The sequence below is a fragment of the Streptomyces sp. 71268 genome, assembly GCF_029392895.1.
Lineage (GTDB): Bacteria > Actinomycetota > Actinomycetes > Streptomycetales > Streptomycetaceae > Streptomyces.
Genome location: NZ_CP114200.1, coordinates 2798385 through 2811212, shown reverse-complemented (window position 1 = coordinate 2811212; position 12828 = coordinate 2798385). Strand labels below are relative to the sequence as shown.

At 73.5% G+C, this 12828-nt stretch carries 11 protein-coding genes; 5 read left to right on the top strand and 6 right to left on the bottom strand.

Going from position 1 to position 12828, the window contains the following annotated elements; translation table 11 throughout:
* Positions 1-68 precede the first annotated feature (68 nt).
* Entirely contained in the window at positions 69-1193 is a 1125-nt protein-coding gene (locus OYE22_RS10260) for a magnesium and cobalt transport protein CorA (RefSeq protein ID WP_277320115.1), read from the bottom strand.
* Between the two features lie 486 nt (positions 1194-1679).
* Between OYE22_RS10260 and OYE22_RS10255 the strand changes: the two genes are divergently transcribed.
* Positions 1680-2291 carry a suppressor of fused domain protein gene (locus OYE22_RS10255; RefSeq protein ID WP_277320114.1) on the top strand — a complete coding sequence of 204 codons (612 nt, stop codon included), beginning with the start codon at positions 1680-1682 and terminating at the stop codon, positions 2289-2291.
* Positions 2292-2430: 139 nt separating this feature from the next.
* On the opposite strand, the gene OYE22_RS10250 is transcribed toward OYE22_RS10255, so the two are convergent.
* Positions 2431-3756 carry an MFS transporter gene (locus OYE22_RS10250; protein ID WP_277320113.1) on the bottom strand — a complete coding sequence of 442 codons (1326 nt, stop codon included), beginning with the start codon at positions 3754-3756 and terminating at the stop codon, positions 2431-2433.
* A 164-nt stretch (positions 3757-3920) separates the two neighbouring features.
* Between OYE22_RS10250 and OYE22_RS10245 the strand changes: the two genes are divergently transcribed.
* The 3 genes from OYE22_RS10245 to OYE22_RS10235 all read left to right on the top strand — a co-directional run bounded on the left by OYE22_RS10245 (position 3921) and on the right by OYE22_RS10235 (position 6681).
* Positions 3921-4559, top strand: a complete 639-nt coding sequence (locus OYE22_RS10245) for a DUF6758 family protein (protein ID WP_277324077.1) — start codon at positions 3921-3923, stop codon at positions 4557-4559.
* 253 nt (positions 4560-4812) lie between these two features.
* Positions 4813-5706 (top strand): PHP domain-containing protein, encoded by an 894-nt coding sequence (locus OYE22_RS10240; protein ID WP_277320112.1) that lies wholly within the window; start codon positions 4813-4815, stop codon positions 5704-5706.
* Between the two features lie 369 nt (positions 5707-6075).
* Complete coding sequence (locus tag OYE22_RS10235) at positions 6076-6681, top strand: MarC family protein (RefSeq protein ID WP_176163935.1); 606 nt, start codon at positions 6076-6078, stop codon at positions 6679-6681.
* Between the two features lie 282 nt (positions 6682-6963).
* On the opposite strand, the gene OYE22_RS10230 is transcribed toward OYE22_RS10235, so the two are convergent.
* Positions 6964-7116, bottom strand: a complete 153-nt coding sequence (locus OYE22_RS10230) for a hypothetical protein (RefSeq protein WP_176163936.1) — start codon at positions 7114-7116, stop codon at positions 6964-6966.
* 199 nt (positions 7117-7315) lie between these two features.
* On the opposite strand from OYE22_RS10230, the gene OYE22_RS10225 reads away from it, so the two are divergent.
* Positions 7316-8242 (top strand): NYN domain-containing protein, encoded by a 927-nt coding sequence (locus tag OYE22_RS10225; protein ID WP_277320111.1) that lies wholly within the window; start codon positions 7316-7318, stop codon positions 8240-8242.
* Positions 8243-8381: 139 nt separating this feature from the next.
* Here the strand turns inward: OYE22_RS10225 and OYE22_RS10220 are convergent, their stop codons facing one another.
* The 3 genes from OYE22_RS10220 to OYE22_RS10210 all read right to left on the bottom strand — a co-directional run bounded on the left by OYE22_RS10220 (position 8382) and on the right by OYE22_RS10210 (position 12521).
* Positions 8382-9419, bottom strand: coding sequence for an alcohol dehydrogenase catalytic domain-containing protein (locus tag OYE22_RS10220; protein ID WP_277320110.1), 1038 nt, complete (start codon positions 9417-9419; stop codon positions 8382-8384).
* 188 nt (positions 9420-9607) lie between these two features.
* Positions 9608-10528: an alpha/beta hydrolase gene (locus OYE22_RS10215; RefSeq protein WP_277320109.1), complete on the bottom strand. Its 921-nt coding sequence runs from the start codon at positions 10526-10528 to the stop codon at positions 9608-9610.
* Positions 10529-10817: 289 nt separating this feature from the next.
* A complete protein-coding gene (locus tag OYE22_RS10210; protein WP_277320108.1) occupies positions 10818-12521 on the bottom strand; it encodes a DEAD/DEAH box helicase in 1704 nt (567 codons plus the stop codon).
* Between the last annotated feature and the right edge of the window lie 307 nt (positions 12522-12828).

The window sequence follows — 12828 nt, the reverse complement described above, 5'->3', positions numbered from 1 at the left end:
TGGCCCGGGCCGAGACACGCTCTCGTCGGCCGGCCCGCGCGGGCCCCGGGCCGGCCGGTACGCGAGAGCTACAGCCAGCCGTTGCGCTTGAAGCCGCGGTGAATGGTGAAACAGATGCCCACGATGAGGGTGAGCACCGCCGGGTAGCCGTACTTCCAGCGCAGCTCCGGCATGTGCTCGAAGTTCATGCCGTACACGCCGCAGATCATCGTGGGCACGGCGATGATGGCCGCCCACGCGGTGATCTTGCGCATGTCCTCGTTCTGCGCGACGGTCGCCTGTGCCAGGTTGGCCTGGAGGATCGAGTTGAGCAGGTCGTCGAAGGAGAGCACCTGCTCGTTGACCCGGGCCAGGTGGTCGGCGACGTCCCGGAAGTACTTCTGGATGTCCGGGTCGACCAGCCGCATCGGGCGCTCGCTCAGCAACTGCATCGGCCGCAGCAGCGGTGAGACGGCCCGCTTGAACTCCAGCACCTCGCGCTTGAGCTGGTAGATCCGGCCCGCGTCGCCGCCGCGCGCGGAGGCGCGACCGCCCTTGGTGGCGCCGTTGGTGGCGGAGAAGACGTCGATCTCCACCTCGTCGATGTCGTCCTGCACGGCGTCGGCCACCGCGATGTACCCGTCCACCACCTGGTCGGCGATGGCGTGCAGCACCGCCGACGGGCCCTTGGCCAGCAGGTCGGGGTCGTCCTGGAGGCGGTGGCGCAGGGCACGCAGCGAGCCCTGGCCGCCGTGCCGGACGGTGACGATGAAGTCCCGACCGGTGAAGCACATCACCTCGCCGGTCTCGACGATCTCGCTGGTGGCGGTGAGTTCCGCGTGCTCGACGTAGTGGATGGTCTTGAAGACGGTGAACAGCGTGTCGTCGTACCGCTCCAGCTTGGGCCGCTGGTGGGCGTGGACGGCGTCCTCGACGGCCAGCGGGTGCAGCCCGAACTCCTGCGCGATGCCGGAGAACTCGCGCTCCGTCGGCTCGTGCAGCCCGATCCAGGCGAAGCCCCCTTCGGCGCGCACCCGGGCCATCGCCTCGGTCGGGCTGACGTGGTCGCTGACCCGCCGGCCGTCGCGGTAGACACCGCAGTCCACGACGGCGCTGGTGACGGACGGATCGCGGGTGGTGTCGTACTCGTTTACGGAATGCCCTCGCCGCAGGGCGGGGCGGACGGCTGCGCGCAGGTCACGAATCATCGACATACGGACTCCTCAGCGGGCCGGTCGTCAGCGGCAGAGCGCGGGGCGCAGCGCGATCCGGAAGGTGGACGTACGGTGCGTCATCGAGCCGTACGTCCGCAAAGCGGATGGCACTCCATGAGCTGGGCGCTGACGTGTTCCACGGGTGGCGGAACACGGAAAGACGGAATGAAGCGGTAGGGCATGCTCTTCCGTGCGAAAGGCGCGGGCGCGAAAGACTCCTCAACTTCCTTGCCGGCGTGGGGTTTCACCCCGTGGCAGCCGGGTACGGAAGGCAGCAGATCACCGAGAGAAGGGGCGCGTCCCGAGCGAGAGGACGGGAGAACAGTCGGTACTGCACGGTCGACTAGGATCCACCGCAGCCCCACCTCCTCCGGCCGGTCCCCCGTAGGGGACGACGTAAGTCCCTGATCAGGCGCCAAGGCTACCAGGGGTGTATGACCCCGGCGTGCCGCTTTGCCTCTTCGATACGGGTTCTATGCTCGCCGCATGGCGAATGTTCTTGAGCTGGTCGAGGCCCGGTTGCGGATGGCGCTGGGCGAGCCGGACGCCCGCGCCGCCATCACCTTCGTCGGCACCGATCGCATCGAGGTGCTGCGCTTCACGGGCGACGCCGCCGGCGACCGTGGCGGGGCCGGCGTCGTGCGCTACGCCACCCTCGGCATGTCGGGCCAGCCCATGGCGGACCCCGCGGACCCGCTGGCCGACCCGGTGCGCGGGCCCCGCGCCGAACTGCTGCTGACCGTGCGGGCGCGGCGGGCCGACACCGACAAGGCGCTTCGCCCGCTGGCCGTACTGGCCGCGTCGCCGCAGGTCGAGGGCGTGATCGTGGCGCCGGGTGGCTCGCTGGACGTGGGCGAGCCGCTGTGGCCCGGGGCGCCGTTCAGCTCCGTCCTGGTGGCCGAGCCCGGCGGCCTGGTGGAGGACCTGGAGCTGCCGGCGCCCATGGACCCGGTGCGGTTCCTGCCGCTGCTGCCGATGACGGCGAACGAGGCGGCGTGGAAGCGGGTGCACGGCGCGGCCGCCCTGGAGGCCCGCTGGCTGGCGCGCGGCACGGACCTGCGCGACCCGCTGCGCCGCTCGGTCTCGCTGGAGGACTGAAGGCCGGCCAACTCCCCGTATCGGCCTCGGCGTTGGGATCGACGCGAGGCGCGCCAGGGTGAGCAAACACACCCCGGACGCTTGTGCGGTGGCTGGCCCACGGGGGTCAACGGAGCCTTGGGGAAACGCGGTTGGGGCGTCACTCGGCCGCCGGCGCCGGGCGCGGCGGCTGCTCGGCGAAGACGCCGACGCCGTCCCGCGTCGCGTGCGCCGGTTCGAGCTCCTCGGCCCGCAGCGTGAGGGCCGAGCGGCGGGCCACCACGATGCCGGCGCCGACCAGGGCCGCGGCGGCGGCGACCACGAACGGCACGTGCGGGTCGCTCCACTCCTCGATCTTGGGCGCCAGGTAGGGCGCCGCGGCGGCGGCGAACCAGCGGACGAAGTTGTACCCCGCGCTGGCCACCGGGCGCGGCGCGTCCGACACGCCGAGCGCGAGTTCGGTGTAGACCGTGTTGTTGACGCCGATGAACGCGCCCGACGCGATGGTGCAGGCGATGGCCGTGGTGTGGTCGCCGTAGCCGAGGACCACCAGGTCGGCGCCCATCAGCACCAGCGAGGCCGCGAGCACCCGTAGCGAGCCGTACCGCTCCTGGAGCCGGGGCGCGACCAGCACCGAGAAGACGGCGAGCAGCGCGCCCCAGGCGAAGAAGACCGCGCCCGAGCGGTACGGCGACATGTCGAGCACGAACGGCGTGAAGGCCAGCACGGTGAAGAACGCGTAGTTGTAGAAGAAGGCCGAGACGGCGGCCGAGGCGAGCCCGCCGTGCCCGAGCGCCCGCAACGGGTCGAGCAGCGCCGTCTTGCGGGCCGGCACGGGCTGTTCGCGCAGGAAGACGCTGATGGCCAGGAAGCCGACCGCCATCAGCACCGCGGTGCCGAAGAACGGGTAGCGCCACTTCATGTCGCCGAGGACCGCGCCGAGCAGCGGCCCGCAGGCCATGCCGAGCCCGAGCGCCGACTCGTACAGCAGGATCGCCGTCGCGCTGCCGCTCGCGTGCTTCCCGTCCGCGCCGCGCGGGCCCACGGGGTGCGCCGCGCCCACGATGACGGCCAGTGCCGTGGAGACGAAGAGCGCGTTGCCCAGGCCCCAGCCGGCGCGGAAGCCGACGAGTTGGCCGACCGAGGTCGCGGTGCCCGAGAGCGCCGCGAAGACGACCACCAGCGCGAGCCCGACCAACAGCGTCCTGCGCCCCCCGATGCGGCTGGAGACGTACCCGGTGACCAGCATGGCCACGGCGGTGATCAGGAAGTACGAGGTGAACAGCAGGGACACCTGGCTGGGCGAGGCGTGCAGGCCGCCCGCGATGGACGGCAGGATCGGGTCGACCAGGCCGATGCCCATGAAGGCCACGACCGAGGCGCCGGCGGTCGCCCAGACCGCCTTCGGCTGGTGCGGGATGCCCCGGCCCCGGCCGCTGCCGGCGTCGAAGGGGTCCTCGTCGGCGTCGTCACGCGCGCTGTGCATGCCCTTCTCCTTGGGTCTCGCGTCGTACAGAGATCGTTGGTAATTACACACATTAAGTTAGCTGAGCTAACTAATGCAAGCTGCATCTAGTTCTGCCCAGTGAGTCGTGCCGGACGGGTGATCGTCCTTGACGCGGCGGCGAGGGGGGAGGACCGTTGACGACTATGAGGGGCGAACCCAGTTGCCCGAAGTGTGGTGGCCGGGTGCGGGCGCCCGGACTGTTCGCCGACTCCTGGCAGTGCGGGGTGCACGGAACCGTGCATCCGCTCCAGCCGGTCGTGCCGCCGAGCGTCGAGGCGCTCGCCGTCGTGGTCAACCGCGCCCAGGTGCCGGTCTGGATGCCGTGGCCGCTGCCGGTCGGCTGGCTGTTCACCGGCGTCGTCTCCGCCGGCGACGACCGCAGCGGCGGCCGGGCCACCGCCGTGGCCTGCTCGGGCCCCGGCCCACTGGGCGGCGCCGGCGAGATGCTGCTGGTCGCGGAGGAGCTCGGCGTCGGCCTCGGCGCCCGGTACGCGGGGATCGACGGCCTCGACCCGGGCCCCATGATGTGCGTCGACCGCCCCCCGCACACCAAGGTGCACGCCGCGGGCCGACCCACCCCGCTGTGGCACGTCAGCGGCGCCCCCGAGGACCGCGCCGTCTTCGCCGGCGAGGCCCGTGGCCTGTGGCTGTGGGTGATCGTCTGGCCCGAGCAGGCCGGCGTACTGCTCTACGACGAGTTCGTCCTCACCGACCTGCGGGACGCCGGCGCCGAGGTGGACCTGCTGCCGTGCGGCGCGCTGTCGCCGCGCGTGCTGTCCTGAGCGGGCGGTGCGGCCGGCGCGGATCGCGTGGCCGGCGTGGACTGGGCGGGCCGGCGCGGACCGCGCGGCCCCCGACGTCGCCCGGGGCGCGGTGTGACGGGGAGCCGACAGCGCGTCGGCGCGGCCGGGCCGGCCGTACCCGTCGGGCGCGGGGTGCTCCTCTCGTACGACTGTGTGGCCGGAGGTGCCGCTATGCCCCGGTACAGTGAAGACGTCCCCCGTCGTCCCCCGAGACCGCCCTGGAGTCCGCGTCGTGCGCATCGACCTGCACACCCACTCCACCGCGTCCGACGGCACGGACACCCCCGCTGAGCTGGTGCGCAACGCCGCGGCCAGCGGTTTGGACGTCGTCGCGCTGACCGACCACGACACCGTCGCCGGGTACGACCAGGCGCGCCGGGCGCTGCCGGCCGGGCTCACCCTGGTCACCGGCGCCGAACTCTCCTGCCGGCTGCGGCTGCCCGGCGGCTCCGGCGCGGAGGGCGACGCGCCCGACAGCGTCAGCCTGCACCTGCTGGCCTACCTCTTCGACCCGCACGAGCCCGAGCTGGCCCGCGAGCGCGAGCTGGTCCGGGACGACCGGGTGCCGCGCGCCCGGGCCATGGTGGACAAGCTGCGCGCCCTCGGCGCGCCCGTGACCTGGGAGCAGGTCGCGCGGATCGCCGGCGACGGCGCGGTCGGCCGGCCGCACGTGGCCGCCGCCATGGTCGAACTCGGCATCGTGCCCAGCGTCTCCGACGCCTTCACCCCGCAGTGGCTCGCCAACGACGGGCGGGCCTATGTCGAGAAGCACGAGCTGGACCCCTTCGACGCGATCCGCCTGGTCAAGGCCGCCGGCGGGGTCACCGTCTGCGCCCACCCGTTGGCGCTCAAGCGGGGCCAGTGCGTGCCCGAGAGCGCGATAGCCGAGCTGGCGTCGGCGGGCCTGGACGGCATCGAGGTCGACCACATGGACCACGACGAGCCGACGCGGGACACGTTGCGTGGCCTCGCCGCCGACCTCGGACTGCTCGCCACCGGCTCCAGCGACTACCACGGCAGCCGCAAGACCTGTCGCCTCGGCGAGTACACCACCGACCCGGAGGTCTACGGCGAGATCATCCGCCGTGCGACCGGCGCCTTCCCGGTGCCGGGCACCGGTGGCTGAGCCCGTCCGCGCCCCGTAGCCACCGCTCGGCCCCGCGCTTCGTGCCGGGTGCGGCCCCGCCCTCCAGGCCGTCAGCGGCCGTCACACGCCCACTGACACGCGTCCCGCGCGCCCTGCCGCGCCCTCGCCCGATTGGGTGGGGTCCGGTGTGCGCCTTGGTGCCGGCGTGGTCGCGCCCGCCGGCGTGCGCGGGGCCGCGCCCCCGCCGTCGGCGCGTTACGGGCCCCCGCGGGGCGCCCCGCTACCGCCCCCACGTCTCCCTGCCCTCACCTCCCTCGTCCCCCTCCCGTTCGTTTCGTCCGGCCCTGTCCCATCCGCTCCGCCCCCTGGCCTGTCCCAGGCCCCGGCTCTTTCCTCGCAAGGCACATCGTGTTCGACTTCGCTCTCTTCGGCTCCCTCTTCCTCACCCTCTTCGTCATCATGGACCCCCCTGGCATCACGCCGATCTTCCTCGGGCTGACCTCCGGGCGCCCCCTGAAGGTGCAGCGCAAGATGGCGTGGCAGGCGGCGACCGTGGCGTTCAGCGTCATCACCCTCTTCGGCATCTGCGGCCAGCAGATCCTGGACTACCTGCACGTGTCGGTGCCGGCGCTGATGGTCGCGGGCGGGCTGCTCCTGCTGCTCATCGCCCTCGACCTGCTGACCGGCAAGTCCGAGGAGCCGACCCAAACCAAGGACGTCAACGTGGCGCTCGTGCCGTTGGGCATGCCGCTGCTGGCTGGGCCCGGCGCGATCGTCTCGGTGATCCTGGCGGTGCAGCACGCCGACGGGTTCGGCGGTCAGCTCTCGGTGTGGTCCGCGATCGTGGCCATGCACGTGGTGCTCTGGCTGGTCATGCGCTATTCGCTGCTGATCATCCGGGTCATCAAGGACGGCGGCGTGGTGCTGGTGACCCGGCTGGCCGGCATGATGCTCTCGGCCATCGCCGTCCAGCAGATCGCGAACGGGATCACCCAGTTCATCCAGGCGGCCTGACGCCCACGGCCCGCCGCCCGTACCGCCGCGCCCCGATCCCGTGTCCCCGGGGTCGGGGCGCGGTCGTCGTTCGGACGGGCGTTCGCAGGCGTCGAGCGCCGGGCCCGCGCCTCGATGCGCGGGCGTACGCGCCGGGGGAGCGAAGGCTCGCGCCGGACGCGGGGAGTGTGTGGGGAGGGGTCTGCGGCGGCTGGCGTACGACGACGCGAGGCGCCCCCGTACCGTGTGGTGGTACGGGGGCGCCTCGCGATGGGCTGCGTCGTCGTGCGGCGACCGGTCGTGTTACCGGGCGGCGGAGTCGGCTGGACGGATGTAGATGCGCTGGCCGACGGAGGCGGCCTGCTGCACGATCCGGTTGACGGAGGCGGCGTCCACGACAGTGCTCTCCACGGCGGTGCCGTCGATGTCGTCAAGGCGCATGATCTCGAAGCGCAAGGCTTCTCCCTTCGTCTGATCCTCCTGAGGAGAACTGTGAGTAGTCGAACGCCTCGCCACCTTGCGAGGCGTTCACATGGGAACAACGAGTTGCCCCGAGCAAACATTCCCTACGCTAAGGAAATTTTTCGACATGCTAATTACTGGCACGTAACAGGAGTGGTCTTGTTTGCTGCGTCACGGCCCGGAAGGGGCCGCCATGCATGACGTCGAGCCCCCGGGCGGGGCCGATCTGGCTGCGATCGCCGCGGGGATCGAGCGCACCAACGAACTGCTCCAGCGGGTGCTGGCCGAGGTCGCCACGACGCCCTCCACGCACGCGATCTTCGTGGACGCCGGGTACGTGTACGCGGCGGCCGGCCGGCTGGTCACCGGCACCGAGGACCGCAGGGCCTTCGAACTGGACACCGAGGGCCTGATCGAGGCGTACATCGACCGGGCCCGCACGATCTTCCCGGACAGCCGGCTGTTGAGGGTGTACTGGTACGACGGCGCGCGCCGGCGCATCCACACCACCGAACAGCAGCGCATCGCCGAGCTGCCCGACGTCAAGGTCAGGCTCGGCAACCTCAACGCCAACAACCAGCAGAAGGGCGTCGACTCGCTGATCCGCACCGACCTGGAGTCCCTCGCGCGGCACCGGGCGATCGGCGACGCCGTGCTCGTCGGCGGCGACGAGGACCTGGTCTCGGCGGTGGAGGCGGCCCAGGGCTACGGGGCCCGGGTGCACCTGTGGGGCATCGAGGCGGCCACCGGGCGCAATCAGGCCGAGCCGCTGCTCTGGGAGGTCGACAGCCAGCGCACCTTCGACCTGGAGTTCTGCAAGCCGTACGTGATGCGCCGGGCCGTGGTCACCGACCTCGCCGGCGAGGCCGGGCCCGGCCACCTGCCCAGCCGCGAGGACGTGCGCTTCGTCGGGGCGCAGGTCGCCGCGCAGTGGCTGGCCAGCCGTGGCCGGGGCGCCCTCGCCGACCTGCTGCCCGGCCACCCCTACCTGCCGGGCTCGGTCGACCAGGAGCTGCTCATCGAGGCCGAGGCGCTGCTCCAGCTCTCGCTACGGGCCCACGCCGACCTGCGCCGGGCGGTACGGGACGGGTTCTGGGACCACCTGCAGGCGCAGTACTGACCCCTGGACAAGCGCCGCGCGGGCCTCGCGCGGGCGTCGGCGGGCCCGTGGCGGCGGGCCGGCGCCGCCCGCGTGGGGCCCGTCGCCGCGCGTGGTGGGCACGGCGGGCCGCCACGCGGCCGTGGCCCGCGGCGGTGGCTCAGGGCGTGATCATGACCTTGAGCGCCTCGCGCCGGTCCATCGCCCGGTACGCCTCGGGGGTCTCCTCAAGCGAGAGGGTGCGGTCGAAGACGCGGCCGGGGTCGACCGTGCCGTCCAGCACGCCGGGCAACAGCGCGTCGATGTAGGCGCGCACCGGCGCGGGCCCGCCGGTCAGCGTGACGTTCGAGCCGAACAGGCTGTCGAAGCCGACCGGCGCCTGCTCGTACTGCGGCACCCCGACCCGGCTGATCACGCCGCCGGCGCGCACGGCGCCGACGGCCATCTCGTACGCCGGCAGGTGACCGACGGCCTCCAGGACGGCGCGCGTGCCGTGGCCGCCGGTCAGCTCGCGGACGGTGGCGATGCCCTCCTCGCCGCGCTCGGGGACGACGTCGGTGGCGCCGAAGAGGCGGCCGATGTCGGTGCGGTCCTTGTGGCGGCCCATCAGGATGATCCGCTCCGCGCCGAGTTGTTTGGCCGACAGGACGGCGAGCAGGCCGACCGCGCCGTCCCCGATCACCGTGACCGTGTCGCCGGGGCGCACGCCGGCCTGCTTGGCGGCGTGGTAGCCGGTGCCGTACACGTCGGCGAGGGTCAGCAGCGACGAGAGCAGCGCGTCGTCCGCGTCGGCCGGCAGCTTCACCAGCGTGCCCTGGGCCTGCGGGACGCGCGCGGCCTCGGCCTGGGCGCCGTTGACGCCGTCCGCGCTGTACCAGCCGCCGTTCGGGCAGGCGGTGTGCAGGCCGGCGCGGCAGTACTCGCAGGTGTTGTCGGCGAAGAAGAACGGGGAGACCACCAGGTCGCCGCGGCGGAAGCCGGAGACGTCGGAGCCGAGTTCCTCGACGACGCCGATAAATTCGTGGCCCATCGCCCGGGGCGCCTCGTCGGCGGTCATGGAGTGGTAGGGGTGCAGGTCGGTGCCGCACACGCAGGAGCGCAGGATGCGCACGACCGCGTCGGTTGGCCGCTCGATCACCGGGTCCGGCGCGTCCAGGACACGCAGGTCTCCGGCCTCGTACATGAACGCTGCCCGCATCGGACCTCTCGCTTTCTACCGGGTCATCGGGGACGACGAGTCCTGTAACCCCGCGGTACACGGAGCGTCATGAAGCGTGACCTGCCGGGACCGCCGACCGCAACCGTCGCGGTCAGGCCCTGGCGGCGACGGATTTCCGCTGGTCAGAGCGGGAATATTGGCGGATTGGCAGCCGGGTCGCGCGCCGGTCAGGGCGCGGGCGCGCGCGGGCTCGGCCGGGCGGCGCCCGGCGCGCGGTCGCCGGGGCGCGGGCCCGCCGCGCGCCAGAAGTCGACCAGGGCGCGGGCCGTCTCGGCCGGCCGGTCGACCGCGGGGGAGTGCTCCGCGCCGTCGATCACGGTGCGGTGGGCCCCGAGCCTGGCCGCCATCGCGTCCATCCGCGACACGGGCCAGACGTAGTCGACGGCGCCGGACAGCACGTGCATCGGCAACGCCACCTCGGCCAGCTCCGCCACGCGGTCCTCCTCGGTCATCAACTGCCGCGCGGTGCCCGCCAGTTGCTCCCGGCGGGTGGCCAGCCAGCGGCGCTGGAGGAACTCCCGCACGGCCGCCGGCTCGCTCGCGTCGGCGGCCTCCGGCGGATCGAGCCGCCGCATCGCCCGCCACACCTCGGGCATCTCCCACGCCGCCAGCGCCTCGGTCAGCATCCGCAACCTGGCCTGCTGGCTCTCGACCACCGCGGCGGGCCCCGCGCTCATCAACGTGAGAGAGGCGAACGCCGCCGGTTCGCGCAGCACGGCGGAGCGGGCGATGAGGCCCCCCAGCGAGTGCCCGAGCAGGTGTACGGGGCGGCCGTCGCCGACCGCGGCGGCCTGCGCCAGCACGTCCAGGGCCAACTCCGCGCGCGCGTACGCCGACTCGTCGGCCGGGCCGTCGCTCTCGTACTGCCCGCGGCCGTCCACGGCCACCACCCGGAACCCGGCCTCGGCCAGCGGCGCGAGCAGCGTGATGAAGTCCTCCTTGCTGCCGGTGAAGCCCGGCAACAGCAGCGCCGTCCCGACCGTCGCTCCCTCGGGCAGCGCGTCGTGCACCGCGAAGGCGCCGCGCTCGGTGGGCAGGGCGTAGGCCCGGGCGTGCGGCGGGAGGTCGAGGTGGGGCGGCCTGCTCATGCGGTCGAGGCTAACCCGGGGTGGCGACGTCGGCCGGCCGGCAACGGGCTCGTTCGCCAGAGGTTCGCCCCGCCGCGCCCGCCCCGGCGCCCGCCGTTCCCCGCGCGCGGGCGCGGGTGCCGGGGCGGGGTGTTCGGCCGGCGCGAGGTCCTTGGCCGGCGCGGGTGGGCGCGCCGACGGAGTCGCCCGGCGGGTGCGGGTGGGCGCGCGGGCAGCGCGAAGGCCGAGGGCCCGGGACGCTGGGTGCGTCGTCGGGCCCTCGGCCTCGGTGCCGTGCGGGGTGCGCGGGTCAGCTCTCCTGAGCGGCCTCGGAGCCGGCCGCGCTGCGGCTGCGGGTGCGACGGCGGCGCGGCTTGGCCGGGGCCTCGCCGGCCTCGCCGCCGCCCGCCTCGCCGGTGGTGGCCGCGGCGGTACGGGGCGCGGCGGTCTTGCGGGCCGGGCGCGACCGCTTCGCCGGGGCGCTGGCCTCGGCGCCGGCGGCGCTGTCGGGCGCGCCGGCCTCGGTCGCGACGTCCGTCACCGGCTTGGCCTCGGCGGCCCCGGAGCGGGTGCGCCGGCGGCGGCGCGGCTGGCGCACGACGCCCGGCTCGGCGGTGGCGGCGGTGCCGTCGGCCGCGTCCAGGGCCTCGCCGGCCTTGGCCGTGGTCGTGGCCTCCGTGGCGGTCGCCGTGGCGTCGGCCGCGCCGTCCAGGTCCTGGCCGCCGCGGGTGCGCCGGCGCTGGCGCGGCGGGCGGGTGCGCGCCGGACGCTCGCGCTCCGCCGGGGCGGCGGCGGGCTTGCGACCGCGCGCGGCCCGGCCGCCGGTCTCGCCGAGGTCCTCGACCTCCTCGGCGGCGAGCCCGGCCCTGGTCCGCTCGGCCCGCGGCAGTATGCCCTTGGTGCCGGCCGGGATGGACAGCAGCTCGTAGAGGTGCTCCGAGGTGGAGTACGTCTCCTCGGGCTCGTCGAACGGCAGGTCGAGCGCCTTGTTGATCAGCTTCCAGCGGGGGATGTCGTCCCAGTCCACCAGGGTGATCGCGATGCCGGAGTTGCCCGCGCGGCCGGTGCGGCCGATGCGGTGCAGGTAGGTCTTCTCGTCCTCGGGGGACTGGTAGTTGATGACGTGGGTCACGCCCTCGACATCGATGCCGCGGGCCGCGACGTCGGTGCAGACCAGGACGTCGACCTTGCCGTTGCGGAAGGCGCGCAGCGCCTGCTCGCGGGCGCCCTGGCCGAGGTCGCCGTGGACGGCGCCGGAGGCGAAGCCCCGGCGCGAGAGCTGCTCGGCGATGTCGGCGGCGGTGCGCTTGGTACGGCAGAAGATCATCGCCAGGCCGCGCCCGTCGGCCTGCAGGATGCGCGCGACCATCTCCGGCTTGTCCATGGAGTGGGCGCGGAAGACGTGCTGCTTGATGTTGGCGACCGTCTGGCCCTCGTCGTCCGGCGCGGTGGCGCGGATGTGCGTGGGCTGCGACATGTAGCGGCGCGCGAGCGAGATGACCGCGCCCGGCATGGTCGCCGAGAACAGCATGGTCTGCCGGCGGGCCGGCAGGAACTGGATGATCTTCTCGACGTCGGGCAGGAAGCCCAGGTCCAACATCTCGTCGGCCTCGTCGAGGACGAGGCCACGGATCTCGGAGAGGTTGAGCTTCTTCTGCCCGGCGAGGTCGAGCAGGCGGCCCGGGGTGCCGACGATCACGTCGACGCCCTTCCTGAGCGCCTCGACCTGGGGCTCGTAGGCCCGGCCGCCGTAGATCGACAGGACGCGCACGTTACGTACCTTGCCGGCGGTCAGCAGGTCGTTGGTCACCTGCTGGCACAGCTCGCGGGTGGGGACGACCACGAGCGCCTGCGGGGCGTCGGAGAGCTGGTCGGGCGTGGCCCGGCCGGCCTCGACGTCGGCGGGCACGGTGACCCGCTCCAGCAGGGGGAGGCCGAAGCCGAGCGTCTTGCCGGTGCCGGTCTTGGCCTGACCGATGACGTCGGAGCCGCTGAGGGCCACCGGGAGCGTCATCTCCTGAATGGGGAAGGGGGACGTGATGCCGACGGCCTCAAGGGCCTCGGCGGTCTCGGGGAGAATCCCGAGTTCTCTGAACGTAGACAGGATGCTTGCCTCTTCTGTGAGACGCGGCGCGAGGCGGCGAAGGGGGTCGTACCGCACCGGGTACTTGGCCGACCGGGGACGGGCCGGATGGCGCGGGACCACTGCCTCCGCTCAGGCGCGCACACCGCGAGCGGTTCCCTCTCGCCGTACGTATGTCTCATACGCGCCGCGTGGAGGGCGGTCGATTTGGAGCCGATCGGGCCACCGACCGGGCATC

Coding starts and splice junctions, on each gene's coding strand:
- OYE22_RS10225 (WP_277320111.1), top strand. CDS start 7,316: ATGCATGACGTCGAGCCCCCGGGCGGGGCCGATCTGGCTGCGATCGCC.
- OYE22_RS10245 (WP_277324077.1), top strand. CDS start 3,921: ATGAGGGGCGAACCCAGTTGCCCGAAGTGTGGTGGCCGGGTGCGGGCG.
- OYE22_RS10255 (WP_277320114.1), top strand. CDS start 1,680: ATGGCGAATGTTCTTGAGCTGGTCGAGGCCCGGTTGCGGATGGCGCTG.
- OYE22_RS10215 (WP_277320109.1), bottom strand. CDS start 10,528: ATGAGCAGGCCGCCCCACCTCGACCTCCCGCCGCACGCCCGGGCCTAC.
- OYE22_RS10250 (WP_277320113.1), bottom strand. CDS start 3,756: ATGCACAGCGCGCGTGACGACGCCGACGAGGACCCCTTCGACGCCGGC.
- OYE22_RS10210 (WP_277320108.1), bottom strand. CDS start 12,521: ATGACGCTCCCGGTGGCCCTCAGCGGCTCCGACGTCATCGGTCAGGCC.
- OYE22_RS10260 (WP_277320115.1), bottom strand. CDS start 1,193: ATGTCGATGATTCGTGACCTGCGCGCAGCCGTCCGCCCCGCCCTGCGG.
- OYE22_RS10220 (WP_277320110.1), bottom strand. CDS start 9,419: ATGCGGGCAGCGTTCATGTACGAGGCCGGAGACCTGCGTGTCCTGGAC.